General features: G+C 68.6%; 18 protein-coding genes. 10 read left to right on the forward strand and 8 right to left on the reverse strand.

Translation table 11 applies throughout. The features are described from left to right. Positions 1 to 86 precede the first annotated feature (86 nt). Positions 87 to 2,390 (forward strand): MinD/ParA family ATP-binding protein, encoded by a 2,304-nt coding sequence (locus IG75_RS40430; protein WP_246872182.1) that lies wholly within the window; start codon positions 87 to 89, stop codon positions 2,388 to 2,390. Here IG75_RS40430 and IG75_RS0127475 read toward each other — a convergent pair. Next, positions 2,384 to 3,301, reverse strand: a complete 918-nt coding sequence (locus IG75_RS0127475) for a LysR family transcriptional regulator (protein ID WP_036515426.1) — start codon at positions 3,299 to 3,301, stop codon at positions 2,384 to 2,386. The two genes, IG75_RS40430 and IG75_RS0127475, sit on opposite strands and share 7 nt — an antisense overlap. Before the next feature lie 93 nt (positions 3,302 to 3,394). On the opposite strand from IG75_RS0127475, the gene IG75_RS0127480 reads away from it, so the two are divergent. The 6 genes from IG75_RS0127480 to IG75_RS0127505 all read left to right on the forward strand — a co-directional run bounded on the left by IG75_RS0127480 (position 3,395) and on the right by IG75_RS0127505 (position 10,570). Beyond that, a complete protein-coding gene (locus tag IG75_RS0127480) occupies positions 3,395 to 4,366 on the forward strand; it encodes an EamA family transporter (protein WP_051714960.1) in 972 nt (323 codons plus the stop codon). Between the two features lie 165 nt (positions 4,367 to 4,531). Beyond that, the gene (locus IG75_RS0127485; RefSeq protein ID WP_030524239.1) at positions 4,532 to 6,283 is read left to right on the forward strand and encodes a hydroxysqualene dehydroxylase; all 1,752 of its coding nucleotides are present in this window, start codon (positions 4,532 to 4,534) and stop codon (positions 6,281 to 6,283) included. Between the two features lie 160 nt (positions 6,284 to 6,443). After that, positions 6,444 to 7,829, forward strand: coding sequence for a hypothetical protein (locus tag IG75_RS0127490; protein ID WP_030524240.1), 1,386 nt, complete (start codon positions 6,444 to 6,446; stop codon positions 7,827 to 7,829). Positions 7,830 to 7,924: 95 nt separating this feature from the next. After that, the gene (locus IG75_RS0127495; protein WP_030524241.1) at positions 7,925 to 9,163 is read left to right on the forward strand and encodes a Mur ligase family protein; all 1,239 of its coding nucleotides are present in this window, start codon (positions 7,925 to 7,927) and stop codon (positions 9,161 to 9,163) included. After that, positions 9,160 to 9,870: a type 1 glutamine amidotransferase gene (locus tag IG75_RS0127500; protein ID WP_030524242.1), complete on the forward strand. Its 711-nt coding sequence runs from the start codon at positions 9,160 to 9,162 to the stop codon at positions 9,868 to 9,870. Before IG75_RS0127495 ends, IG75_RS0127500 begins: the two co-directional genes overlap by 4 nt. Positions 9,871 to 9,925: 55 nt before the next feature. Beyond that, entirely contained in the window at positions 9,926 to 10,570 is a 645-nt protein-coding gene (locus tag IG75_RS0127505) for a hypothetical protein (RefSeq protein ID WP_030524243.1), read from the forward strand. A 27-nt stretch (positions 10,571 to 10,597) separates the two neighbouring features. Here the strand turns inward: IG75_RS0127505 and recR are convergent, their stop codons facing one another. Then, the gene (gene recR, locus IG75_RS0127510; protein WP_030524244.1) at positions 10,598 to 11,206 is read right to left on the reverse strand and encodes a recombination mediator RecR; all 609 of its coding nucleotides are present in this window, start codon (positions 11,204 to 11,206) and stop codon (positions 10,598 to 10,600) included. 18 nt (positions 11,207 to 11,224) lie between these two features. Then, the gene (locus IG75_RS0127515; protein WP_030524245.1) at positions 11,225 to 11,554 is read right to left on the reverse strand and encodes a YbaB/EbfC family nucleoid-associated protein; all 330 of its coding nucleotides are present in this window, start codon (positions 11,552 to 11,554) and stop codon (positions 11,225 to 11,227) included. A 142-nt stretch (positions 11,555 to 11,696) separates the two neighbouring features. Here IG75_RS0127515 and IG75_RS0127520 point away from each other — a divergent pair, with 142 nt between their 5' ends. Then, positions 11,697 to 12,245, forward strand: a complete 549-nt coding sequence (locus IG75_RS0127520; protein ID WP_245713252.1) for a hypothetical protein — start codon at positions 11,697 to 11,699, stop codon at positions 12,243 to 12,245. A gap of 127 nt (positions 12,246 to 12,372) precedes the next feature. Here IG75_RS0127520 and IG75_RS0127525 read toward each other — a convergent pair whose 3' ends face one another. After that, positions 12,373 to 12,807 carry an SRPBCC family protein gene (locus IG75_RS0127525; protein ID WP_030524247.1) on the reverse strand — a complete coding sequence of 145 codons (435 nt, stop codon included), beginning with the start codon at positions 12,805 to 12,807 and terminating at the stop codon, positions 12,373 to 12,375. Positions 12,808 to 13,276: 469 nt separating this feature from the next. Between IG75_RS0127525 and IG75_RS0127530 the strand changes: the two genes are divergently transcribed. Then, positions 13,277 to 14,713 (forward strand): FAD-binding oxidoreductase, encoded by a 1,437-nt coding sequence (locus IG75_RS0127530; protein WP_030524248.1) that lies wholly within the window; start codon positions 13,277 to 13,279, stop codon positions 14,711 to 14,713. Further along, entirely contained in the window at positions 14,710 to 16,026 is a 1,317-nt protein-coding gene (locus IG75_RS0127535; protein WP_030524249.1) for a class I SAM-dependent methyltransferase, read from the forward strand. The genes IG75_RS0127530 and IG75_RS0127535 overlap by 4 nt, the downstream gene beginning before the upstream one ends. Positions 16,027 to 16,034: 8 nt before the next feature. Here the strand turns inward: IG75_RS0127535 and IG75_RS0127540 are convergent, their stop codons facing one another. The 4 genes from IG75_RS0127540 to IG75_RS0127555 form a co-directional block, all read right to left on the reverse strand. After that, a complete protein-coding gene (locus IG75_RS0127540) occupies positions 16,035 to 19,700 on the reverse strand; it encodes a serine/threonine-protein kinase (RefSeq protein WP_030524250.1) in 3,666 nt (1,221 codons plus the stop codon). Positions 19,701 to 20,348: 648 nt separating this feature from the next. Next, a complete protein-coding gene (locus tag IG75_RS0127545; protein ID WP_030524251.1) occupies positions 20,349 to 22,499 on the reverse strand; it encodes a 3-hydroxyacyl-CoA dehydrogenase NAD-binding domain-containing protein in 2,151 nt (716 codons plus the stop codon). A 41-nt stretch (positions 22,500 to 22,540) separates the two neighbouring features. Beyond that, positions 22,541 to 23,752 (reverse strand): acetyl-CoA C-acetyltransferase, encoded by a 1,212-nt coding sequence (locus IG75_RS0127550; protein WP_030524252.1) that lies wholly within the window; start codon positions 23,750 to 23,752, stop codon positions 22,541 to 22,543. Between the two features lie 297 nt (positions 23,753 to 24,049). After that, entirely contained in the window at positions 24,050 to 26,716 is a 2,667-nt protein-coding gene (locus IG75_RS0127555; protein ID WP_030524253.1) for a DNA polymerase III subunit gamma and tau, read from the reverse strand. Between the last annotated feature and the right edge of the window lie 27 nt (positions 26,717 to 26,743).

Consider the following 26,743-nt stretch of genomic DNA (forward strand, 5'->3'; position numbering starts at 1 on the left):
GCGAACCTTCGCGTACCTGCTAGCGTTGGTCCGGACTCCACGCCGCCGAGCTCTCTGCTCGAAAATCCCGAGCAGATGGGGGAACTGTGACTACTGACGAACACGATCCGACTTCCCAGCCCTGGCCCTCGAGTCAACCGGTGGATACCGCCGGCCGCGGCGGCGACTCGGAGGCTGTACCGCCCGAGGCTCCGGCGCGAAACGAACCGGAGCCGCTCGCCGAGCCGGGCGAGCCCACCGAGCAGGTGTCTGCCGAAGCGCCGCCCACGGAAACCGGCCCCGGCGAGACCGATTCGGCCACGGAAACCGAAACCCCGGACAAGTCCCCGGAACAAGAGGCTCCCGGCGACCCGGAAGCTGCCCGCACCACCGATTCCGCGACCCCGGCGCCGGCCGACGGCGGCGCCGAAGGCGGCTACCCGGCCGCGGGCCCGGCCGAACCGGGCACCCCGCCCTGGCCGGACGGCAACGGGTTCGCGCCCCCACCGCAGGCACCGGCCGACGGTGGCGCCCTCTACGGAAACGCCCCGTTCGACCAATTCGCCCCGCCGGTACCCGGCGGGGCGTTCAGTGCGCCTGCCCCGGAGCAGTTTCCGGCTCCGGGTAGCGCACAGTTACCGCAACCGGATCCGAACGAGTTCCAGCCGGCGAACATCGGGCCCGGCGCGGACGCCGCACCGGCCGGCCCCGGGCAGTTCCAGGCCCCGAACACCGAATACGGCAGCGGACAGTTCCCGCAGTTCCAGGCCGGGCCGGGCCAGTTCGCGGGGCCGGACACCGGGCAGTTCGCACAGCCGGACACCGGGCAGTTCCACGCTCCGAACACCGAATACGGCAGCGGGCAATTCCCGCAACCGGAACCGGGTCAGTTCCAGGTTCCGCATACCGGCCCGGGGAGCGGGCAATTTACGCAACCCGATGCCGGGCAGTTCCAGGCCCCGAACACCGAGCACGGCAGCGGACAGTTCGCACAGCCGGCCCCGGGCCAGTTCCAGCCCGGTGGACCGGGACAGAACCCGCCCGACCCCTTCGCGGTTTCGGGTCCGCCGACCGGGCAGTATTCGCAACAGGATCCGAACCTCTTTCCGGGACAGGGGGTTGCGGAACAACCACCGTACGCACCACCGGCCCCCCAACCCCCCGGTGGCTACGCACCGCCGCCCGCGCCGGAGAGCGAAGCGGGCGGGCCGATCTACAGCTGGGCTCCGCCTCCGATGCCGGCCGCGCCGCCACCGGTACCGCAGCCGCAGTACCAGCCGGCACCGCCCCCGGCCGCGCACAATCCGCCGACCGGGCAGTTCCAGCCTCCCGCCTGGGGCGATCCCGGTCGGCCGCCGGTCTCACAGCAGCCGCCCCAGCAGCAGTACCAGCAGCCCGGCCAACCGGGTCCGCAGGGCCAGCCCGGGCAGCAGCAGTTCGCACCGCGCCAGATGCCCGAGCCGGGTCAGCTCGGTAATTCGGTCAACGACCTGAATCTGCTGAAACGAGCTCGTAAGGCGCCGCGCAGCGGTTGGCGGCGGGCGGTGCACAAGGTCTCGCGCGGGGCGATCAACCCGGGTGAATCGGCCTCCGATGTCGTCCACCGGGATCTGGTGGGCCGGGTGAACGCACCGGTCTACGGGGATTTCCGGATCGCGATCCTCTCCCTCAAGGGCGGGGTCGGCAAGACCACCACGACCGTCGGACTGGGCGCCACTTTCGCATCGTTGCGGGGTGACCGGGTGATCGCGATCGACGCCAACCCCGACCTGGGCACTCTCGCCCACCGGGTCCCCCGCCAGACCCGCTCCACCGTGCGCAACCTGCTGGAAGACCAGAACATCACCCGTTACTCGGATGTGCGCGCGCATACCTCGCAGTCGCCGAGCCGGCTGGAGGTGCTGGCCAGCGAGCAGGACCCGGCGGTATCGGAGGCGTTCAGCGAGGCCGACTACCGGCGTGCCATCGGCATCCTGCAGTCGTTCTACAACATCATCCTCACCGACTGCGGTACCGGACTGATGCATTCGGCGATGTCGGGGGTGCTGGATATGGCGAGTTCGCTGGTCCTGGTGACCTCCCCCGCCATCGACGGTGCCCGCAGCGCCTCGGCCACCCTGGACTGGCTGGACTACCACGGCTATTCGCATCTGGTGCAGCAGACCGTGGTGGTGGTCAACGCGTCCCGGCGCGGGTCCACCTCGGTGAATCTGGACCATCTGCGCCGGCTTTTTCTGGACCGCACACGGGCCGTCCAGGTGGTGCCGTTCGACGACCATCTCGCCGAGGGCGCCGAAATCGATCTGGAGCTGGTGAGCAAACCGACCCGGCAGGCCCTGCTGGAGCTCGCCGCGATGGTCGCCGACGATTTCGCCAATGTGGACGGTTATCCGTACGGCAACCGCTACTGATCGGTCCCGGGCGGCGGTTCGGCGGTGACCCGCCGGGCCGCCGCCGTGAACGAGTCCAGTACCGCGGCGATCGCGGGACGGTTCTCGGCGCGCGGCCTGGTGACCAGGTCGTAGAGGCGGGCCGCACGCACCCCGGACAGTCGCAGCTGGGACAACCCCGGGTGGGTGACGACGTAGCGGGGCATGAGCGCGACGCCGTATCCGGCGCCGACCAGCGTTTCGATCATCCGGAAATCGTTCAGTCGCTGCACGATTCGCGGCTCCACACCGGTTATCGTGGCGATCGAGCGCAGCACATCGTCGACCGGGAAGCCGCCGCGCACGCTCAGCCAGGCCTCCTCGGCCAGTTCCTCGGCCGTGACCGCGTCCTTTCCGGCCAGCGGATGGTCGGGCGCCACCAGGACGTCGATGGGTTCGCGCATGAGTACCCGGGAGCTCACCCGTGGCCCCGCGACCGGTGCGGCGCGTTCGTCGCGATGGGTCAGCACGATGTCGTAGTCGGCGAGCAGACCGGGTGTCTCGTGCGGCGGCACGTCCTCGTCACCGGCCACGATGTCCACCCCGCTGCCGGCCATCGCGGGCAGTACATGGGGCAGGAGCAGCGCGCCGCCGGAGGGGAACACTCCCACCCGGACCTGTCCGTGCGGGGACCCGCGATAGTGCGCCATCTCCGCGACTGCGCGCTCTAGTGCGGCCAGGACCTCGTCGGCCCGCACCACGAGGGCGTGCCCGGCGTCGGTGAGGCGGACCCGGCGGCCGCTCGGTTCGAGCAGGGTGACGCCTGCCTCCCTGGTCAGCACTTTGAGTTGTTGTGACACCGCCGACGGAGTCATGGACAGGGCGGCGGCGACCGCGCCGATCGTGCCGCGGTCGGCGAATTCGCGCAGGATACGGAGCCGTTCCACCGACAGCGACGCATGCGCACCAACCATTAAGCGATACTAAATCATCAATCCATAACAATTCGTTTGTGCTGACAGGTCGAATCATCCCATGATTATCGGGTGACCCCCCGTGACCGCATGATCGCCCTGACCGTCATTCTCCTGTGGGGTCTCAACTTCCTCGGCATCCGCGTAGGACTCGACCATCTGCCACCGTTCTTCTTCGCCGCACTGCGGTTCGCGGTGATCGCGATACCGGCGCTGCTGTTCATCCCGCGCCCCGCCGTTCGGACGCGCTGGCTCCTGCTGTACGGCACGGGCTTCGGAATGCTGCAGTTCGCGTTCCTGTTCACCGCCATGCGGGTGGGCATGCCCACCGGCCTGGCCTCACTGGTCCTGCAATCCTCGGCGCCGTTCACGGTATTGCTCGGGGCGCTGCTACTGGGTGAGCGGTTGCGGCCGGTGCAGATCGCCGGACTCGCCGTCGCGGTCGCGGGGATGGCCGTCATCGGCTGGAACCAGTTCGCGCACGCCGCTCTGCTGCCGGTGCTGCTCACGCTGGCGGCCGGGTTCGGCTGGGCACTGGGCAATCTCGGTGCACGTCAGGCCGGGGTGGAATCGCCGGGCACCAATCCGCTGCATCTGACGCTGTGGATCACCGCCGTGCCGGTGCTGCCCCTCTTCGCGCTCTCGCTGCTCTGGGAAGGCCCGACCACCGGCGTCCGGGCGCTGGCCGGCACCTTCTCGGCCGACGGCTGGCCCGCACTCGCCGGCCTGGTCTACATCGTGGTGCTGGGCACGATCGTCGGTTCCGGTCTGTGGACATATCTGATGAGCCGGTACCCGGCGGGCAGTGTCGCGCCGCTGTCACTGCTCGTCCCGGTGGTCGGATTCACCGCCGCCTGGATCTTCCTGGACGAGACACCGGCGCCCGCGAGTCTGATCGGCGGGGTGATCGTGATCGCCGGAGCGTTCGCGGCGACGGCCGGAGCCCGGAAGACCACTCCCCCGGAGCCGTCCGGCGAGACGGACGGTCTGCCCGCGACAGCGGATATCGGTGCGCCGCGGACGCTGGAACCCGCTGTCAGGTGAGGCGTCGCCGCATCGATCGCGCGGTCGGTGCACCGGCGCGGCCGGAACCCGTTTAAAGTTGGCGCGATCGAGACAGCTACCCCGGGTTAGGCAGCGGCAGACAACATGGCAGAGCATCGGTGGCCCGCGTCGGGTGCCACGAAGGTTCCAGGTCGATCTGCCGGGGTGGGCGCGTACACCCGGCGAACCGTGCTCCGCGCCACCGCGGCCACGGGCATCGGGGCAGCGGCCGTAGCCGCACTACCCGGCACCACCGCCCGAGCCCGGACCACCGCACGGGTCGCTGTACTCGGTGGCGGCGTCGCCGGGCTCACCGCTGCCCACGAACTCGCCGAACGCGGCTTCGAGGTGACCGTGTACGAACGCCGGGCGCTCGGCGGCAAGGCACGCAGTATGCCGGTGCCGGGCACCGGGACCGAGGGCCGGCCGGATCTGCCCGGCGAACACGGCTTCCGCTTTTTTCCCGGCTTCTACCAGCATATTCCCGATACCATGCGGCGGATCCCGTTCGAGGGGAACGCGAACGGAGTATGGGACAACCTGGTCGGCGTCCCCGACGCCCGGTTCGCGCGGGCCGATGCCGACGATATCCGTGCGCCGCTCGGCTTCGGCCGCGTGGACGCCGCGTCAGCCGAGGGGATGCGGGAAAGCGTGGCCTCGGTCATCTCCACCACGCTGAAGATGCCGCCCGCCGAGGGCCTCTTCTTCGCCAACCGGCTGCTGGTCTTCAACACCAGTTGCGACGCGCGCCGCTTCGGCCAGTGGGAGCACACATCCTGGTCGGATTTCGTGGGCGCCCACGCCCGGTCGCACGAGTTCCGCGCGCTGGTCTCGCGCACTCTCACCAGCCTGCTGGTCGCGGCCAAGGACGAACTGGCCAGTGTGCGCACGATCGGGTCGATGGGCGAACAGTTCCTGGGCAACCCGATGCAGATCGGCCACGACGGTGACCTGGACCGAGTACTCGACGGTCCCACCAATATCGCGTGGATCGACCCCTGGGTGGCGCGGCTGCGCGAACTGGGCGTCCGTTTCGAAGTCGGCGCCGAGGTGCGGGGGCTGGAGGTCCGGGACCGGCGCATCACCGGCGCCCGGATCGTCACCGGATCCGGGGCGGCCGAAACGGTGACGGCGGATCACTTCGTCGTGGCGCTGCCCGCCGAACGCGCCCGGGATCTGTGGAACGCCGACATCCTCTCCGCCTGGCCGCAACTGGCGTCGATGAGCCGGCTGTTCACCGACTGGATGAGCGGTATCCAGTTCTACCTGCGGCACCGGCCCGGGCTGGGCAGCGGTCACGCCGCCTATATCGACTCACCCTGGTCGCTCACCTCCATCGCGCAGAACAGCCTGTGGTCGCGCAAACTGGACCAATACGGCGACGGGACGGTACTCGACTGCCTGTCGGTGGACATCTCCGACTGGAACACCCCCGGCATCCTGTTCGGCAAGACCGCGAAGGAATGCACCCACGAGGAGATCGCCAAGGAGACGTGGGCCCAGATCCTCGCGCACCTCAACGACCGCGATCAGGTACTGGGTGATGCCGACCTGCACTCCTGGTTCCTCGACCCGGGGATCACCTGGAACGCCGCACGCGGTGAGAACGCGAACGCCGACCCGTTGCTGATCAACACCGCGGGCTCGTGGGAGCTGCGGCCCGAACCGCACGGCGGTGTCGAGAACCTCTATCTGGCAGGCGATTACGTGCGCACGAATATCGACCTGGCCACCATGGAGGGCGCCAACGAATCGGCCCGGGCAGCGGTGAACGCGCTCCTGGAGGTCACCGGTTCGGACGCACCCCGCTGCCCCACCTACACCCTCTGGCGAGCACCCGAACTCGAACCGTTGCGACTGGCCGATGCCGACGCCTACGCGGCGGGACGGCCGAACGTTTTCGACGTGCAGATCTGATGAACGGCCGACCGTGCCCACAACCAGAGCCGATGCGGCACGGGAAGCGGGGGATCCCTCTACGATCCATGCGGTGACGAACGTGCACCGACTCGGGTTGCTCCCGTAGCGACCGGGCTGTCGAAAGCCACATCAGGCCCCGAGTGCGAGACCGGTCCCCATGATTTCCAGAGCGCTGCCGAGCATCTATCAGCGAGTCTCCGGTGAACTCGCCACGATATTCAAGAACGGCGCAACGAATTACCGGCATCGCACGGAAACGACGATCAACCACCTGCGGTACTGGCCCGGAACAGTCGACGACCCGACACAGGTCATGATCTGGGCCCGCGACCTACCAGCCGCCGACCGAATCGTGCCGTTCCCGGTGCCCACCGATCGAGCATTCCAGCTCCTGGAGCGCATGAGGACCGCGCGCCGCGAGAGTGAGTCGGCCGTGTACTGGAACACACTGGACCGCACCTCAGAGCTGTCCCCGCGTGAGTTGGAGACCCTGAGACATCTGACAGCCATCAATCGCAGACTCGACGATATCGCGACTGCCCGGGGCGTGGACCCCACGCGGTTACGCGCAGACGTCACCGCTCATCTGCGACGTCTCCTGGCCGGCCGACCGGTCGCGACTCGGGTCGGGCCCGAAGTATTGGAGGCCGTCCTACGCGACGGACGGTTCAAGACGAAATTCGAAACCGGGAAATCCGCCGGTGGTGCGAAGGTAGAGGGGCGGGCCTGGCAGGAACACACCTGGTTCGGCTACGAACGAAAGATATTGCCCGACGACCGGCGCCCGGTTTACGGCTATGTGATGGTGAATGGAGAGTATGCCGCGGCTACAGGACCGCACGGGCTCGGTTGGTTCGAAAGGCTGGCGGATTCCGAGTGGAAGCAGGGCATCGGTGACAGTGATCTCCTCAGCGCCTACGGCGAAGTGCAGGTGGTCTTCAAACCGGAGGTACTGCAACGGACCACTTTCACCGTGGGCGACAGCTGGAACTACCGGGAATCGACGTTCCCCTCCCATATCCTCAATCCCCAGCCCGAATCCTTCGGAGCACTTCAGAAGCCATTGGGGCTTCCTCCCGAGGCCGACGGTCTGCCGGTCCCCACCACGGTCTGGGACCGCCCGCTGCTGACGATGGATCGGGAGTACCACACACCTTCGTTCACCGCTTCCGATTACGTGGAGGCACAGATACACGGCGGAGTGAGCGTGAGCGATATCGACCATGTGCTGCTGCCCCGGGAGCCGACACCGGAACTGCGCCGGACACTCGACGACACCGGTACCCGGTGGAGAGTGTTCAACAACGAAACGATCGCACGCGAGGGCACCCCGGCCGAACGCACGGCCGCGCGAGAACGCATAACCGAGCAACGCCGCTGGCTCGACAACCGCCTCGCGAACCATATCCGCCGGACCGGCGCCGGACCCGGCGATCCAGTCGTCGACGCAGCCTATGAGAGACGCGCGGTCTTCGACCGGGACATCGAAATGCTCAAACGACCGCGAAGTAGTCCGGCCGATCCTGTCGAACCGAAGTGGTAGCCATATCCGGCTCCGGGCCCCTGTGCCTTTTCGTTTCCCGGCCGACTGCCCGCGCCGCGCGAGGACGCGCGCGACGGGTCACTAGACTGCCCGGCGTGGCAGAGATATCGGTGCGGGGGCGGCTGGCCCTCGGGGTGGCCGGCGCGGCGGCATGGGCCTCCCGCAAGGCGGGCCGTGGCAACGGGTCGATGATCGGCGGGCTGCTCGCGCTGAAGATCGACCCGCAGATCATGAAGCAGCTGGGCCGCGGGCGGCGTACCGTGCTGATCACCGGCACCAACGGCAAATCGACCACCACCCGGATGACCACCGCGGCGCTCAGCACGCTGGGCGAGGTCGCCACGCAGGCCGACGGCGCCAATATGGACGCCGGGATCGTCTCGGCGCTCAATGTCCACCGGGACGCGCGACTGGCCGCGATCGAAGTGGACGAACTGCATCTTCCGCATGTCACCGACGCCCTCAAACCGGAGGCGGTCGTACTGCTGAACCTCAGCCGCGATCAGCTGGACCGGGTCGGTGAGATCAATATGATCGAACGCCGGCTGCGCTCAGGTCTGGCGCGGCATCCGGATACCGTCGTCATCGCCAACTGCGACGATGTCCTGGTCACCTCCATCGCCTACGACCATCCGAATGTGGTGTGGGTCGCCGCCGGTAGCGGCTGGGCCATGGACGCCACCAGCTGTCCGCGCAGTGGGGAGCCGATCCTCTGGGAGGGCACCCACTGGTACAGCACCGGTACCGATTTCGCCCGGCCCCAGCCGGATTGGTGGCTCGACGGCGACAAACTCTGCGGCCCCGACGGCGTCCGGCTGCCGCTGCGGCTGGCGCTGCCCGGCCGGGCGAACCGGGGCAACGCGGCTCAGGCGGTCGCCGCGGCGGTCGCGCTGGGCGCCGATACGGAACAGTCCTGCGCCGCCACCGGAACCGTGCGTGAGATCGCGGGCCGCTACCGCACCGTCCAGGTCGGCGAACACGCCGCCCGGCTGTTGCTGGCCAAGAACCCGGCCGGCTGGCAGGAAGCGCTGTCCATGATCGACCACAGCGCCTCCGGGCTGGTGATCGCGGTGAACGGCCAGGTACCCGACGGCGAGGACCTGTCCTGGCTGTGGGATGTGCGGTTCGAGCATTTCGAGGACGTGCACGTCGTCGCCGCCGGGGAACGCGCCACCGACCTCGCGGTGCGCCTCACCTACGCCGGGGTCACGCACACCACCGTCGCGGACCCCGTACGCGCCATCGCGTCCTGCCCGGCGGGCCCGGTCGAAGTTCTCGCCAACTACACCGCGTTCCGCGACCTCAACCGTGACCTCCAGGAGCGGAACCGATGAGTGATTCGACCGTACGCATCGGCCTGGTGCTGCCCGATGTGATGGGCACCTACGGTGACGGCGGCAACGCGCTGGTCCTGCGGCAGCGGCTGCGGCTGCGCGATATCGACGCCGAGATCGTGGAAATCACCCTCCCCGACCCCGTGCCGGACTCACTGGACATCTACACCCTCGGCGGCGCCGAGGACTCCGCCCAGCGCCTGGCCACCCGCCATCTGCTGCGCTACCCCGGACTGCAGAACGCGGCCGGGCGCGGCGCCCCGGTGCTGGCGATCTGTGCGGCGATCCAGGTCCTCGGCCGGTGGTACGAGACCTCGAGCGGCGAACGGGTGGAAGGCGTCGGCCTGCTGGACGCCACCACCTCCCCGCAACAGACCCGCGCGATCGGCGAGGTGACGACGAACCCGCTGCTCACCGGCCTGTCCGCACCGCTCACCGGGTTCGAGAACCATCGCGGCGGCACCACCCTGGGCCCGGACGCCACCGGCCTCGCCCGGGTGACCCGAGGTATCGGCAACGGGGTCGGCGACGGACTCGAAGGCGTGGTGCAGGGCTCGGTCCTGGGCACCTACATGCACGGCCCCGCCCTGGCCCGCAACCCCGAACTCGCCGACCACCTGCTGTGCCAGGCCCTCGGCGTGGACTCCCTGCCCCCGCTGGACCTCCCCGAAGTCGACCAGCTGCGGCGCGAACGCCTGCGCGCCTGAGGCCGCCCGGAGCCCGAGGTCTCGGCGTCCTCGGGCAGGGCAATAAACTCCCCTGGTGAGTTACGACCATGTGCTGTTGCCGTCCGGTGTCGCCGTCACTCCCGCGGAGGTCGACGCGTATCTCACCACTCAGCAGGGACTCCCCGCGACAGCGGAGATCGCGGCCATCGCGGCCGAACTCGGCGCGCGCAACGCGGAGTTACCCGAGGAGGACAGTTTCCTGAGCGTGACGCCGTTGGAGGGAACACCGACCGGGGCCATGCTGCCCGTGCCCAGTCCCTACGACGCAATCGGTTTCGTCCGGGATCTGCTGTTCCAGCTGGCGACACCGCGGAACTACGCGATCTACGATCCGCAGCTGACCTGGCTGATCGACCCTGCCGGGCATATCCCGGTGACGGTGACCCACGGCGGGGCGGGAGAGTTCCCGTACCTGACCGAAACACTGGCCACCCTGTGGGCACACGAACTCATCGATCCCAACCCGTACCTGATCGTGGAACGCGCTCCCGAGATCTACATCCAGACCTACCGGGAATCCGCCGACGAGTACACCCTCGAATACCGCGACGGTGGAGCCGATCGGCATTTCACCACCAGCGTCACCGGCCCGGATACGGTCGCCGGCCTCATCTGGGACTGGGCGCGTGAGGACCGCACCCGGCTCGACCGGCTCACCTGGGAACCGCTGACGCTGTGACCGCCGCGACCCTGGTCGCGGCGGTCCTCACAGCGCGCGGCGGCCGGAGAACGCCCGGCCCAGGGTCAGTTCGTCGGCGAACTCCAGATCGCCGCCCATGGGCAGTCCGGACGCGAGCCGGGTGACGGTGAGCCCGGGGAAATCACGCAGCATCCGGACGAGATAGGTCGCCGTCGCCTCGCCCTCGGTGTTCGGATCGGTGGCGATGATCACCTCGGTGACATCCACCCCGTCGTCCTGGCTGCCGATGCGGGTCAGCAGTTCCCGGATCCGCAACTGTTCGGGGCCCACCCCGCTCAAAGGATCGAGCGCGCCACCCAGCACGTGATAGCGGCCCCGGAACTCCCGGGTCCGCTCGATCGCCGGTACATCCTTGGGTTCCTCGACCACGCAGATCATGCTGCGATCGCGGCGCGGGTCGGCGCAGATGCGGCACAGCTCGCCGTCGGCGACCGTGCCGCACTGCGCGCAGAAGCGCACACCGTCGCGGATCTTCTGCAATACCGCCTGCAACCGGTCGAGTTCGGGCGGTTCCACCTGCAGCAGATGGAACGCGATCCGCTGCGCGCTCTTGGGGCCGATACCGGGGAGTTTCCCCAGCTCGTCGATGAGATCCTGGACCGGACCCTCGTACACCGCGATTCCCCGGCGCGATCAGAAGCCGGGCAGACCCGGTGCGCCGCCGCCGGCCAGCGGTCCGAGTCGTTCGGCCGCCAGCTGCTGGGCATTGGCCATGGCATCGTTGACGGCGCCGATCACCAGGTCCTGCAAGGTTTCCACATCCTCGGGGTCGACCGCCTCGGGGGCGATCGTCAGCGACTGCACCTCGCCGGTCGCCTTGATCGTCACCCGGACCAGACCGTTGCCGGCCTGGCCGTCCACTTCGGCCGCGGCGATCTCGGCCTGCGCGGCCATCACCTGCTCCTGCATCTGCTGGGCCTGCTGGAGCAACTGCTGCATATCGAACTGACCATCGGGCTGCACGGGATTCCTCTCTACGGACGGGTCACAATTCAGCCTAGACCGCCTCGGCCGCCGATTCCGCCGCCACCCGACGCCGCCCTAAGATCGACTTCGCCGGTGTGATTGCGCCGTGCCGAAATCTTGATTGTTACTGGAGCAAACTGTGTCCAAGGGATATTTGCTGGGTGCGCTCATCATGGTATCCGGCGTGTTCCGCGCGGCGACCGCCGAAGCCGATCCCCACGAGGTAACCGACCACGGCAACGGCTGCGTCATCGATCCGGCCGCACCGGCGGTCACCGTCGAATCCTTACGTTCGCACTGCACCGCCCGGCAGCACGCCGAGATCTACCTGGCCGCCCAGGCCGGCGCGGTGCCGTCCGGGGTGAAGAACGGCTGGGTGACCTCGAGTTCTGTCGCCGAACCCATCGCGCCCACGTTCTGGCTCGGCAAAACCTTCGACACCGGGCCCGAGGGCGGCCGGTTGACCAACCGGGTCACCGGTGCCGATATCGCGGGCTGGCCGGCCGAGGTCTATCTGGCTCCGTCCCGGGAGGACGGTGAACCGACCTGGGTGCTCGACTACACACCCGCGATCACGCCGCAGGTCTACGACGAGATCCGGGAGGTCGTGCCCGGTGTATGGCTCGGCTACTCCTGGTGGCGTGGCGAACACCGGACCCCGGTGATGCTGTCGTTCGTCCTCGCCTGAGGAAGGCCTGCCGGTAGACCGGCCGGCCGATGCCGCCGTACCGGCCCACCACACGGGCACCGGCCGGACGGTCACCGGCACGGATCGGATATCCGCTGCCGGCGATCGCCCGGCCGGACGCGGCCCGTCAGGCGAGTTCGCGCTTCAGGTTCGCCAGTACCTCGGCCTGGATCTTGCGCAGACCGAGGGGGGCGAAGATGCCCTCGAAGATGCCCTTGACACCGCCGGCGCCCTGCCAGGTGGTCTCCAGGGTGACGGTCGAACCCGATCCGGCCGGGGCCACCGTCCAGGTGTTGACGAGCGAGGAATTGGCGTCCTTCTCGGTGACGACATTGTCGGCGACCGAGACCTGGGCGCGGATATTGCGCACTCGCTTCTCGGTGGCCTGCAATGTCCATTCGGCGACGGTGCCGTCGCCCTGCCCACCCTCGACCACCTTGTAGTCGCGGTAGTGCGCCGACAGGATCTTCGGGCGCACCTCCGTGTAATCGGTGACCGCCGCCAGCGCGCGCTGCGGGTCTGCGGCGACCTCGATCGAACTGCCGGCCTTGACCTGTCCCACGGTGAACTCCTTATCGGGATGTGTTGTCGGCTCTATTATCGGCGCCGCCTACGACCGCGCGGGGTCGAGGGCCCCTTGGTCCCGTCGTCCAGCGCCCGAGACCCGCGCCTGCGGCGCATGCACTTCGGGCGCTGAACGACGGGACGGCCCTCACCTTCACGAGCAGGCCGACCACCCACCTTCACAAGCAACAACCCCACCGTCCCTCGCCGCGATCGAACGTGCTTCCTCACCACCGTCATCGCGTTCAACCCTCACATTTCACAAGCAAGTCCCCTGAACGTCTCCGTATCCGGTACCTATCCCCTTCGCGCACGAGTTCGTATGAATACCGACAATTCAGGAATAGCGGTCAACCCGGGTGAACAGTTCTTCGAACACGATGCAACGGATATGTGACATTTCGCCACCGACAATCCCCCCGCTGTGGCCGCTCGAGACCGAGTGGGGCTAGCGTCTAGACGTGGCAATGAGTCTGTTGGGGAAGGCCGGCCACGGTCCGGCCGCATATGAATCCGGGTTCGCTGCATATCGGGCAGGCGTCGATCGCCTGCTCGCGAGCTATCGTGCCATCCCGGACGACGCCGATGTGCGACTGGCCAAGAAGACTTCCAATCTCTTCCGCGCGCGGGCGAAGAACACGGCACCGGGGCTGGACGTCTCGGGCCTCACCCGGGTGATCGAGGTCGATCCTGATTCGAAAACGGCCGAGGTCGCGGGGATGACGACCTACGAAGAACTGGTGGCCGCCACGCTGCCCTACGGCCTGGCGCCGCTGGTGGTGCCGCAGCTCAAGACCATCACCCTGGGTGGCGCGGTGACCGGGCTCGGGATCGAATCGACCTCCTTCCGCAACGGTCTGCCCCACGAATCGGTGCTGGAGATGGAGGTGCTGACCGGGGCCGGTGAGATCGTCACCATCGACCCGGACGGGGCCGACGCCGAACTCTTCCGCGGTTTCCCGAACTCCTACGGCACGCTCGGCTACACCACCCGCCTGAAGATCGAGCTGGAACCGGTGCTGCCGTATGTGGAGTTGCGCCACCTGCGGTTCCACGATCTGCGGGAACTCGAGTCGGTCCTCGAGCAGGTCGTACTGGACCGCAGCCATGACGGTGAGCGGGTCGACTACCTGGACGGGGTGGTATTCAGCGCCGGGGAAAGCTACCTGACGCTGGGCCGGCAGACCGAGGAACCGGGCCCGGTCAGCGACTACACCGGAATGGATATCTACTACCGCTCCATCCAGCACGACGGCCCGGCGCCCAAGCGTGACCGGCTGACCGTCCACGACTATCTCTGGCGATGGGACACCGACTGGTTCTGGTGCTCGCGCGCCTTCGGGACGCAGAACCCGAAGGTCCGCCGCTTCTGGCCGAAACGCTACCGGCGCAGCAGCTTCTACTGGAAGCTGATCGCGCTGGATCACCGCTACAACATCGGTGACAAGCTGGCCGCGCGGAAAGGTGAGCCGCCGCAGGAGCGCGTGGTGCAGGACATCGAGGTCCCGGTGGAGCGCACCGCCGATTTCGTGGAGTGGTTCCTGCGCGAAATCCCCATCGAACCCATCTGGTTGTGCCCGCTGCGGCTGCGCGATTCCGGCACCCCGGACAGCGATCGCCCCTGGCCGCTGTACCCGCTGCGACCCGGTCGCACCTATGTGAATATCGGCTTCTGGTCGGCGGTTCCGAAATCGCCCGGGCAGTTGGATGGCGCGGCGAACCGTGCCATCGAAAAAACCGTCACCGAATTCGACGGACACAAATCCCTGTACTCGGACTCCTTTTACGAGCCCGAGGAATTTGCCGCCCTCTACGGCGGTGAAAGTTACAAAGCATTGAAGAAACGCTACGATCCCGGCCAGCGCCTGCTGGATCTGTACTCGAAGGCGGTGCAACGCAGATGACGACATTCAAGGATAGATCCGATGCTTTCGCGGACCTGGGCACCCGGCTCAGCATCGCCGAGGTTGTCGAAACCTTGGTCGACGGCGATGTTCCCATCAAGCTGACCGCTTACGACGGCAGCACCACCGGCCCGGTGGATTCCGAATTCGCACTCGATATCCGCAATCCGCGCGGAATCAACTATCTCGCCAATGCGCCCGGTGACCTCGGGCTGGCCCGCGCCTACATATCCGGCGATATGGATGCGGCCGGGGTGCACCCCGGCGACCCGTATGCCATCCTCGCCGCCATGACGGACCTGAAGTTCAAACGTCCGTCGGCATTGTCGCTGGTGGCGATCGCCCGCTCGCTGGGCTGGGAGCGGCTGCGCCCGGTCCCGCCACCCCCGCAGGAGACACTGCCGCGCTGGCGGCGGATCGCCCTGGAGGGACTGCGGCATTCCAAGGCCCGCGACGCCGAGGTCATCCACCATCACTACGACGTCTCGAACACGTTCTACGAGTATGTCCTCGGCCCGTCGATGACATACACCTGTGCGTGCTACGGCGAGCGGGACTGGACGCTGGAGCAGGCACAGGAGAACAAGTACCGGCTGGTCTTCGAAAAACTGCGGTTGAAGGAGGGCGATCGCCTACTCGATATCGGCTGTGGATGGGGCGGCATGGTCCGGTACGCCGCCGCGCGCGGAGTCCGGGTCATCGGTGCCACGCTCTCGGCCGAGCAGGCCTCCTGGGCGCAGCGCAAGATCGACGAGGACGGTCTCGGCGAGCTGGCCGAGGTCCGCCACTCCGATTACCGCGACATCACCGAAACCGAGTTCGACGCGGTGTCCTCGATCGGACTGACCGAGCACATCGGTGTCCAGAACTACCCGTACTATTTCGGATTCATCCAGAGCAAGCTGCGTGCGGGTGGTCTTTTCCTCAACCACTGCATCACGCGGCCGGACAACACCCGCACCACCAAGGCCGGCGATTTCATCGACCGGTACGTGTTCCCCGACGGGGAACTCATCGGCTCCGGTCGCATCATCAGCGATATCCAGAACGTCGGCCTGGAAGTATTGCACGAGGAGAACCTGCGTGAGCACTACGCGCTGACTCTCACCGAATGGTGCAAGAACCTGGTCGCCAACTGGGATGCCTGTGTGGCCGAGGCCGGCGAGGGCACCGCCAAGGTGTGGGGCCTGTATATGGCGGGCAGCCGGCTCGGTTTCGAACGCAATGTGGTGCAGCTGCACCAGGTACTGGGCGTGAAACTCGGATCCGCCGGGCGGCCCGAGGTGCCACTGCGGCCTTGGTGGCAGCCGTAACCGGCTGCTCAGCTGAGCAGTTCGTCGAGGAAACGGATCGGGACACGGATCTCACCGAGGGTGCGGACCGTGTCCGTTCCGTCCGGCGTGGTGACCGGCAGGTCGTCGCGCACCACGCGCAGGATCTCGCGGACCGCGGGCCCGGCATCCAGTAGCGGCCGGGTCCAGCCGAGTTCTGCGCAGGTGGAGACCGCCGGCGCCAACAGGGCGGCCGATTCGCCCACCCAGCCCGCGGTGGCCAGGCATTCGGCGAGCAGCAGCGACATATCGAGCTGGGCTCGGGGTCGCTGTTGTTCGCCGGTGCGCCCGTAGAGGGCACGGGCATGGCGGGCCGCGCGCTCGTGATCCTGCCGGTCACCGGATTCGAGTAGCGCGCGGATCACGGTGACCTCGCCGGCTTCGATATTCAGCACGGTCGGCGCACCGTCGGGGCCGGGGCCGCGGTCGCGCCCGGACAATCTCGCCAGGCCGCGCGCGGTGCTGTCCGCGGCTTCCGGCCGGTCGCCCGGACCCGGCTGCACTATGCCCAGCCGGATCTGCTCGGCCCGGATATGGGCGGCCAGCCGGGACAGCTGGTGATCGGCGGCGATCCGCGCTCCCTCGGCCAGGCGCACCGCCGCCGCTGTGAGATCGCCGCGCAGCGCCTTCACCCGGGCGCCGGTCACAATGGTGGCGATCAGTGATTCGATCGGGCCGATCCGTGCGACCAGCTGATAACTCTCGTCGAACAGTTCCTCGGCGGCACTGAGGTCACCGCGCCGGTACTCCAATTCACCGAGGAGCCCGGCGACCGCCCGCACGCCGTGTGAGCGGGGCCCGGACCGGGTTTGCGCGATGTCATAGGCCTGCCGGTAGGCGCTCAGCGCGGACGGGATATCGAGTTGTTCGTAGGCGAGGAGTCCGCGGCCGCACCAGGCGAAGATCTCGCCGAGCGGTTCGCGGGACCGCTCCTGATACGGCCGCGCCCACTCCAGCGTGGCTGCCGCTGCCGGATAGTCGAATTCGCAGAGCCGGACGTAGGCGCTGATATTCGCCGCGGTCGCCACCGTCCACGCCGGGAGCTCGTCGGGATGCTTCAGTGGTTCGGCGACCTGCTCGAGCACACCGGCGGTGCGGTCGTGGGAGATCTCGTCGGAGGCGGCGAGCACCGCGGCCTGGCAACGCTGGGTGCGTACATCGCTGTCGTCCTCCGGACTCCGGGACAGTACATTGGACAGCCGGTTGAGGGCCGAGCGCGCCGCGGTGGACTGCTGTAGGTTCACATTCGCGCGCGCCACTGCCATCAGCAGTTTCGACCGCGAAGCCACCTGCTGCACGGGCAGTTTGGAGACGGACCCGAGCAGCGTCGCCACCCGCGAACCGTCGATCAGATCCATACCGCCGTTCTCCAGCAGGTCGAGCGCGGTTTTGAAGTCGGTGCCGGCCAGCGAATGATCCACCGCCCGGCGCAGCAGCTGATGTTCGGCGAACCAGCGCGCGGCCCGCCGGTGCAGCGTCTTCATCCGGCCCGGCCGGGTCCGTTCCAGTCGCGCCCGCAGATATTCGGCGAACAGCGGCTGCATCCGGTACCACTCGGGATCCTCGTCGGTGCGGCGCACGAACAATTCCCGCCGCTCGGCCTGCTCCAGCAGGCGCGGGGCCTCGTCGCTATCGGTGACAGCGATGGCCAGGGACCCGTTCGCATGCTCGATCACCGCGAAATCGGACAGGAAGTCCAGCATCTCCGGTTCCAAGGTGTCCAGCACGTTCTCGGCGAGGTACTCGCGGATACCGTGCCCGCCTTCGGACATACGATTCAACAGGTCCCCGGGGTCCGGGTCGTCGCGCAGCGCGAGGCTGATCAGCTGGATCGCGGCGGGCCAGCCGTCGGTGGCGGCGTACACCCGGTCGAGCTGGCCGGTATCGAGCGAGAACCCGTTGCGCTGCACCAGGATCTCGCCGATCTCGGCGCGGGTCAGGCGCAGTTGCTCGGAATCTATCTGCACCAGTTCGTCGTTCATCCGCATCCGGCCCATCGGCAGGTCAGAGGGGTCCCGGCTGGTCACCACGAACCGCAGATGATGGCAGCCGCTGTCGAGTAGTGCCGACAACACCCGTAGGGCGCCCGGATCGGTGAGCCGGTGCCAGTCGTCGATGATCACGACCACCGGCTTTCCGCTGGTGTGCAGTTCGTCGATCAGGCTCGAAATCGCGAACGCGACGGTATCGGCGGGTCGCTCCTCGAGCATCTGGCACAGCCCGGTACCGATCTCGGGACGGATCCGGTTGACGGCCTCGATCAGATGGGCCAGGAACCAGACCTCGTTGTCGTCGCGGCTGTCGATGCCTATCCAGGCGACCGGGATATCGAGTCCGGCGAGTTCATCGCGCCACTGCGCGGCCAGCACGCTCTTACCGAAACCGGCCGGCGCGTGGATCACGGTGAGCCGGCGGCCGACACCTTCACGCAGAATGTCCAGCAAGCGCGGCCGGCGCACCGGTTCCCGGGGCGGGGTGGGCGGGCGGAACTTGGTGGCCGGACTCGGCGGCAGCGTGGCCGGTGAATGTTCCAGCGCATGGCCGGAGCTGCCGAGACGGCCCGATGCGCTGCTGTGCGGGCCCGACCCCGGCCTGGGCTTGCGCGTTCCGGGGACACCGAACGCGCCGGATCCGGCGTCGTCGGCGCCCTTACGCCCCGCGAGTGTCGGCGGCAGCAGCGGCCAGCTGCGCCGCGCGGTCACGGCCGGCGCCCGGTCGTGGCCGGGCGGCACGGCATCGACCGCCGTGACCTCGGGATCCAGCAGCGCCATCTCGTCGGGGACCTGATCGTGTGCGATCTGTACCGCGCGCAGCATCTCGCCGAACTCGTAGGCCGATGCCGGCCGTTCCTCCGGTTCCTGGGCCATGGCCTGTTCGATCACCGCCGCCACATCGGCGGGAATGTCCTGCTCCCGCAGATCCGGCACCGGTTGAGTGGTGATGCGGAGGAACTGCGCGACCACCCGCTCCCCCGCCTGCCTCTCGAACGCGGCATGGCCGGTGAGCAGGGCGAAAAGGGTCGCGCCGAGCCCGTACACATCGGAGCGGACGGTGGGGTCGGCGCCCTTGAGGACTTCGGGGGCGGTGAACGCGGGCGAACCGGTGATCTGGCTGCTCGACGTGCGGAAACCCCCGGGCATCCGGGCGATCCCGAAATCGGTGAGCTGCGGCTCACCATAGGAGCTGAGCAGCACATTGGCCGGCTTCACATCCCGGTGCAGGATCCGCGTCCGATGCGCGCTCTCGATGGCACCGGCCAGTTTCACCCCGACCCTGAGGGTATCGGCCCAGCTCAGCGGGCCCGTCTCGTGAATGAGCCGTTCCAGCGACCCGTGCGTGGCGAACGGCATCACGATGAACGGCAGTCCGCTGGCGGTCACATCGACCTGCAGGATGTCGACGATATTCGGGTGCCCGGACAGCCGGCCCATGGCGTGTTCCTCACGCAGGAACCGCTCCCGGCTCTCGGGATCGAGATCGGAGGAGAGCACCTTTACCGCGACCACGCGGTCCAGGGCCCGCTGCACACACCGGTACACGACCCCGAACCCGCCGCGACCGATCTCGTGGGCTTCGGTGAACCCCAGGGCCGCGAGTTCCTCGGCTATCCGTTCCGCTTCCTGCGGATCGGCTTCGGTGGGGGCGGCGACCCCCATGGTGGGTTCGGGCGTCACACTCCGCACGGCGCCGCGGTCGGCCGATTCCGCATGGGCTTCGGCATCCTGCGGCACAGCGTGGTTCTCGGAGGCAGCGGAATCCGCCGGACCGGCGGCGTCGGGAGCGACGTAGGCGTTATCCGATTCGCGGCCCCCGGGGCCCGAACGCGTTCGTGGAGTCATCTCACCACCTCGCACTCGTAACGAATCGGCTGCGGTGGCGAATCACGCCGCGACAACCGTTCCGGTCCTCACTTCCAACGTAGCGCGCCCGATACCCCGATGGGTGGTTTCACCCGGCTCGCGTGTCCTGTCCCGGGGTTGCGGTGCGCCTCCGCCGGGCCGCCGACCGGGCTCGGCACCCGGCCGCGAACAGCGCCCTCGCGGGCCGACCCGCCGCGGCCACCTGCGCGGGAGGGGCGCAATTATCCCCAGGCATCCACAGTATTCCGATATTGCGCGCCGGCGCGGATGGCCGGTCCGACCCGATATTCCGGATCTGTTCCGATGCGGTAACGCGGGCGGAGCCCGACACTGCGGCGGCCCAGGCTTCCGATGGAAACAACACAACCCGCCGCACCTCACGGTGCGGCGGGTTGTGCCGAGCGGATCAGCGCGACCGGCCACCCGGGCCGGCCGCCCCGGAACCTACTTGCGCAGCGAAGCCGGGACCTCGAAGCGCTTGCCGTACTTCTTCGCCAGCTCGTCGGCGCGGGCCACGAAGGCCTCCTGGCCGCCGGGGTAGCCGACGATGTACTGGTGCACACCACCGGTCCAGGCCGGGAATCCGATACCGAAGATGGAGCCGATATTGGCGTCCGCGGTGGACTCCAGAACACCTTCGTCGAAACACTTCTGGGTTTCGAGGGCCTCGGCGAACAGCATGCGGTCGATCAGATCCTGCAGCGGCACGTCGAAACCGGCGGTGGTCTTGAAGTGCTCACGCAGCTGCGGCCAGATGTTGAGCCGCTTGCCGTTCTCGTCGTACTCGTAGAAGCCGGCCTTCTCCAGCCGGCCCGGGCGCCCCTGCTCGATCATGTAGTCGATCACGTCGAGGGCGGGGTGCCGTTCGGTGCCCATGGCCGCGTCACCGGCGGCGAGCGCGTCGGCGGTCTCCTTGGCGATCTTCTGCATGAGCTTCATGTTCAGCTCGTCGGTCAGCTGCAGCGGCGGCGCCGGGTAGCCCGCCTGCGAACCGGCCTGCTCGATGGTCGCGGGCTCGATACCCTCGCCCAGCATGGCGATCGCCTCGTTGACGAAAGTGCCGATCACCCGGGAGGTGAAGAAGCCGCGGCTGTCGTTGACCACGATCGGGGTCTTCTTGATGGCGAGGGTGTAGTCGAATACCCGGGCCAGGGCCTCGTCGGAGGTCCGCTCACCCTTGATGATCTCCACCAGCGGCATCTTGTCGACCGGCGAGAAGAAGTGGATGCCGATGAAGTCTTCCTGGCGCTTCACGCCCTCGGCCAGGCCGGTGATCGGCAGGGTCGAGGTGTTGGAGCCGAGGAGCGCGTCGGGGGTGACGATGTCCTCGATCTCCTGGAAGACCTTGTGCTTGAGCTCGGTGCTCTCGAAGACGGCTTCGATCACGAAATCGACACCGGCGAAATCGGCCGCGTCGGCGGTCGGCTTGATGCGGTCGAGCAGCGCCTTGGACTTCTCCTCGGTGGTCTTGCCCCGGGACAGCGCCTTGGCCTCGATCTTCTCCGAGTAGCCCTTGCCGCGCTCGGCCGCCTCGATGCTCACGTCCTTGAGTACGACCTCGTAGCCGGCCTTCGCCGACACGTAGGCGATACCGGCGCCCATCATGCCCGCGCCGAGCACGCCGACCTTCTTGATCTCCTTCTTCGGCACATCCTTGGGACGCGAACCACCGTTGTTGATGGTCTGCAGGTCGAAGAAGAACGCCTGGATCATGTTCTTGGCGACCGGCCCGGTGAGCAGGTGCACGAAGTAACGCGATTCGATCAGGGACGCATTGTCGATATCGACCTGCGAGCCCTCGACCGCCGCGGCCATGATGGCGCGCGGGGCGGGCATATTGGCACCCTTGAGCTGCTTGCGCAGGTTGGCCGGGAACGCGGGCAGGGTCGCGGCGAACGACGGGCTGGCGGGAGTGCCGCCGGGAATCTTGAAGCCCTTCTTGTCCCACGGCTGGACGCCGCCCTCGGGGTTGGCCTTGATCCACGCCTTGGCGGCGGGTACCAGTTCCTCGATCGAGCCGACCAGCTCGTCGACCAGGCCGATCTCCTTGGCCTTGGCCGGCTTGTTGCGCTGGCCCTGCAGCAGCACGCCCATGAGCGCGTTCTGCAGACCCAGCATGCGCACGGTGCGGATGATGCCGCCACCGGCGGGCAGCAGGCCCAGAGTGGCCTCGGGCAGGCCGATCTGGGAGCCGCGGACATCGGCCGCGATCCGGTGGTGGGTCGCGAGCGCGATCTCGAGGCCACCGCCGAGCGCGGCACCGTTGATGGCGGACACGACCGGCTTGCCGAGGGTCTCCAGGCGGCGCAGCGCCGACTTGATCTCGGTCAGCTCGGCCATCAGTTCGGGCCCGTTGTCCGGTCCGACCTGCATCATGTTCTTCAGGTCGCCGCCGGCGAAGAAGGTCTTCTTCGCGGAGGTCAGCACGACACCGGTGATGTCGTCCTTCTCGGCCTCGAGCCGCTCGACCGTCGCGGTCATCGACTTCTTGTAGAGGTCGTTCATGGTGTTGGCGCCCTGGTTCGGGTCGTCCATCGTCAACACGACGATGCCGTCCGAATCCTTCTCCCAACCGATCATGTTGGCTTCGCTCACGGTTTTTCTGTCTCCTCGTGAAGATAAGGGGTCGGGGGGCGTCAGACGCGCTCGATGATGGTGGCCACACCCATGCCGCCGCCGATGCACAGCGTGATCAAGGCGTAGCGGGCGTTGCGACGCTCCAGCTCGTCGACCATGGTGCCGGTGATCATGGCGCCGGTGGCGCCGAGCGGGTGGCCCATGGCGATGGCGCCGCCGTTGACGTTGAGCTTCTCGTCGGGGATCTGCAGGTCCTTCTGGAACTTCAGCACCACCGAGGCGAAGGCTTCGTTGATCTCGAACAGGTCGATGTCGTCGACGGTCAGACCGGCCTTGGCCAGTACCTTCTGCGACGCCGGGGTGGGGCCGGTGAGCATGATGGTGCTGTCCGCACCGCTGGTCGCGGTGGCGACGATACGGGCCCGCGGGGTCAGGCCCGAGGCCTTGCCGGCCTCCTCGGTGCCGACCAGGACCAGCGCCGCACCATCGACGATGCCGGAGCTGTTGCCGCCGTGGTGGACGTGGTCGATCTTCTCCACGAAGTGGTACTTCTGCAGCGCCACCGCGTCGAAGCCGCCCATTTCACCGATCCCGGCGAAGGACGGGTTCAGCTTGGCCAGGTCCTCCAGGGTGGTGCCGGGCCGCATGTGCTCGTCGGTGTCCAGGACGGTCAGGCCGTTGATGTCCTTGACCGGGACGATCGACTTGGCGAAGTAGCCGCCGGTGGTCGCCTTGGCGGCCAGGTCCTGCGAGCGCACGGCGTAGGCATCGACGTCCTCGCGGGAGAAGCCCTCGATGCTGGCGATGAGGTCGGCGCTGATGCCCTGCGGTACGACGTAGGTGTCGTAGTTGGTGGCCGGATCGAGCATCCAGGCGCCGCCGTCGGAGCCCATGGGCACGCGGGACATGGACTCGACACCGCCGGCCAGGACCAGGTCCTCGAAGCCGGAGCGCACCTTCTGGGCGGCCATGTTCACGGCTTCCAGGCCGGAGGCACAGAAGCGGTTGATCTGCACGCCTCCGACGGTCTGCGGCAGGCCGGCGGTCAGCACGGTGGTGCGGGCGATATCGGAGCCCTGGTCACCGACCGGGGAGACGACACCGAGGATGAGGTCGGAGATCCGGTCCTCGTCGAGGTTCGGGAAGCGGTTGCGCAGCTCCTGCACCAGCCCGGTGGTGAGATCGATCGGCTTGACCGAGTGCAGCGACCCCTTCTTGTTGCGGCCGCGCGGGGTGCGGATGGCCTCGTAAATGTAGGCCTCTGTGGTCATATCGGAATGTCCCTTCCTAGGAATACGCCCACCCGCACCAGGCGGAGCGGACGCGAGTTACCTCGCCGACCGGCCGTTCGACCGACCGTCCGTATTCAGTTGAGCAGCGCTGACGGGCCGGTCACCCGCGCGGGCATACGCTGTACAAACCACGGCACGGGTCGCCGAGGGGGTACCGAGCAGCCCGTACCTCACGGCCCACCATAGAACCTCGTCTCGCCGAAGTCCGCAGCTACCCGCCCATCGTACCGCCGGATGCGAACTCCGGTTAACTTAACGTGGTCGAGACGGTGCTTGTCAACCGTTCAACGGGGTGGCGCCCAGCTCACTGGCCAGTAGCCGCAGAGCAACCTCGTCCGGGTCGCGCCGATCACCCGGCGCGACCGGCTGCGCCGACTCCGCCAGCATCTCCTGCTCCTCCTCCGGAGTGGACGCGGGCACGCTCTGCGGTGCGTAACCGTGATCACCCGGATCATCGGGCAGGTCGGGATAGTCCGGGGGCGGGATGTCGTCGTAGGGGCTCGCCGCCGCGGCCCCGGCCTTGGCCTGGCTCGGCCGCGAGAACCGCGGCCGGCGAGCCGGTTCGGCGCCGGTCCGCGCACCGTTCACCGATCCACTACCGGCAGGACCGGCCTGCGGCCCGCCGTCGCTGTCGGCCCGGCGGGGCTCGGCCGGGGCCTCCGCGGCGGCCCGGCTCGGCGCCGGGCGCTGTGGACCCCCTCGGCGACCACCGTCGGAATCACCCGACTCCGAGTCACCGGCCCGGCGTCCGCCCCGCTCACGTCCACCGGGACCCCGCGCGACCTGCTGACCCGCGACGACCCACCGCACCGGATGTTCCCGGCCGAGTACCGCGCGCACCGCGGACCGGACCGCCGACAACGGCTGCGGCTGCGAAAGCCGCTGGACCAGCGCGGCATGGTGGGCCAGCACGATCTCGCCGTCTTCGACCCCGGCCACCGACGCCCCGGAGGTGAGCATCGCGCCGATGGTCGGCCCGAACTCCTTGACCGCGAGCTTGATCTCCGGCCAGGCGGCCTCCACAGCGGCCAGCAACTCCGGATCGGTCGGCGTCGCGTCGGCCTCGGGTCCGGGCGGCCCGATCGGATCGGTGCCGGGGCCGGCCGCCGGATCCGATTCGGCAGCGGGTCCGGCCGGGGGGGCCGATTCGGCGCCGGGCCCCTCGGCCACCACGGCCGGTTCGGCCGCAGGTCCGGCCGCCGCGGGCGCGGGGGCGATATCGGAAGCCGCCCCGCGGTCGGTGGGTGGTGTACTCACCGGCGGACGGGCAGCGGTCTCCGGGCTCACCGGGCTGTCGGCCCGGGTCGAATTCGTACCGCGCGAAGTGTGCGCGCCGGGGGTGCGGGCGTATTCCGCCTGCACCGGGCGGCCGGTCGAGTCCGGTTCGGGAGCCTGGTCCGGTTTCGGCGGCGCCGCGGCCGGTGCGGGACCGGCCGCTGCCGTCTCGGCCGCACCGCCGTCGGGTTCGGGACGCCGCGGCTCCACCGAGCCCCGGTCGACCGCATCCACCGATCCCGCGGGGGCAGGTGACATCTCCTGGTCCGGACCGCCCCGGTCGGGCGCGGGATGCGGCGCATCCGCCACTCCGGCCGCCGGCGGCTCGGCGGCAGCCGCGCGTTCCGGCGACCGCCCGGTCTTGGATTCCCGCAAGGCGGCCAGGGCTTCGGCCCCCCGGCGGCGGGACGGGTCCGACGCGGCAGCCGGCCGCGCGGGCGCCGGGGCGGCCTCGGTGGGACCGGATGCCGGCGCCCCGCCCGCGGGCGCCGCGCCCGGGGCCGCGACGACACCGGCGGCGACCCGCCGTTCCAGCTGTTCCAGCCGCTGCAGGGTCGCGGCCTCGGATTCGTCCGCGGCGGGCAGCAGCATCCGTGAGCAGACGACCTCGAGCAGCAGCCGCGGCGCGGTGGCCCCCCGCATCTCACCCAGCCCGGCGTGCAGGAGTTCGGCGTAGCGGGTGAGGGCCGCGGGCCCGAGCCGGGCGGCCTGCTCGCGCATCCGGTCCAGCAGGTCGGCGGGCGCGGCGACGAGTCCGCGTTCGGTGGCGTCGGGTACGGCCTGCAGCAGGATCAGGTCGCGCAGCCGCTCGAGCAGGTCCACCGCGAACCGGCGCGGATCATGCCCGGCCTCCATCACGCGGTCGACGGTGCCGAACAGGGCGGCGCCGTCCCCCGCTGCCAGCGCGTCGACCGCGTCGTCGATCAGCGCCACATCGGTCACCCCCAGCAGTGCGACGGCGCGCGAATAGGTGACGCCCTCGGACCCGGCGCCGGCGAGCAACTGGTCGAGCACACTCAAACTGTCGCGCGGAGAGCCACCGCCCGCGCGGATCACCAACGGATACACCGCTTCCTCCACCGGCACCTGCTCCTGTTCGCAGATGCCGCCGAGCAGGCCGCGCATGGTGGCGGGGGGCAGCAGCCGGAAGGGGTAGTGGTGGGTGCGCGAGCGGATGGTCGGCAGCACCTTGTCCGGCTCGGTGGTGGCGAAGACGAAGATCAGATGCGCCGGGGGTTCCTCGACGATCTTCAGCAGCGCGTTGAATCCGGCCGTGGTGACCATATGCGCCTCGTCGACGATGAACACCCGGTAGCGGGATTCGGCGGGCGCGTAGAAGGCCCGGTCGCGTAGTTCGCGGGTGTCGTCGACACCACCGTGGCTGGCGGCGTCCAGTTCGATCACGTCGAGGTTGCCCCCACCTCCCGGGGCCAGCGATAGGCAGGAGGCGCAGGTGCCGCAGGGCGTGGAGGTGGGGCCCTGCACGCAGTTCAGCGAGCGGGCGAGGATCCGGGCCGACGAGGTCTTACCGCAGCCGCGCGGACCCGAGAAGAGATAGGCATGACTGATCCGGCCGGTGTCGAGCGCGGTAGACAGCGGGTCGGTGACATGCTCCTGGCCCACCACGTCAGCGAACGTTGCCGGTCGGTACTTCCGGTACAGAGCCACGGCCAGAGGTTACCGGCGGAGACCGAC

Source organism: Nocardia rhamnosiphila NBRC 108938, assembly GCF_000720425.1.
In the GTDB taxonomy this organism is placed as follows: Bacteria; Actinomycetota; Actinomycetes; order Mycobacteriales; family Mycobacteriaceae; genus Nocardia; species Nocardia rhamnosiphila.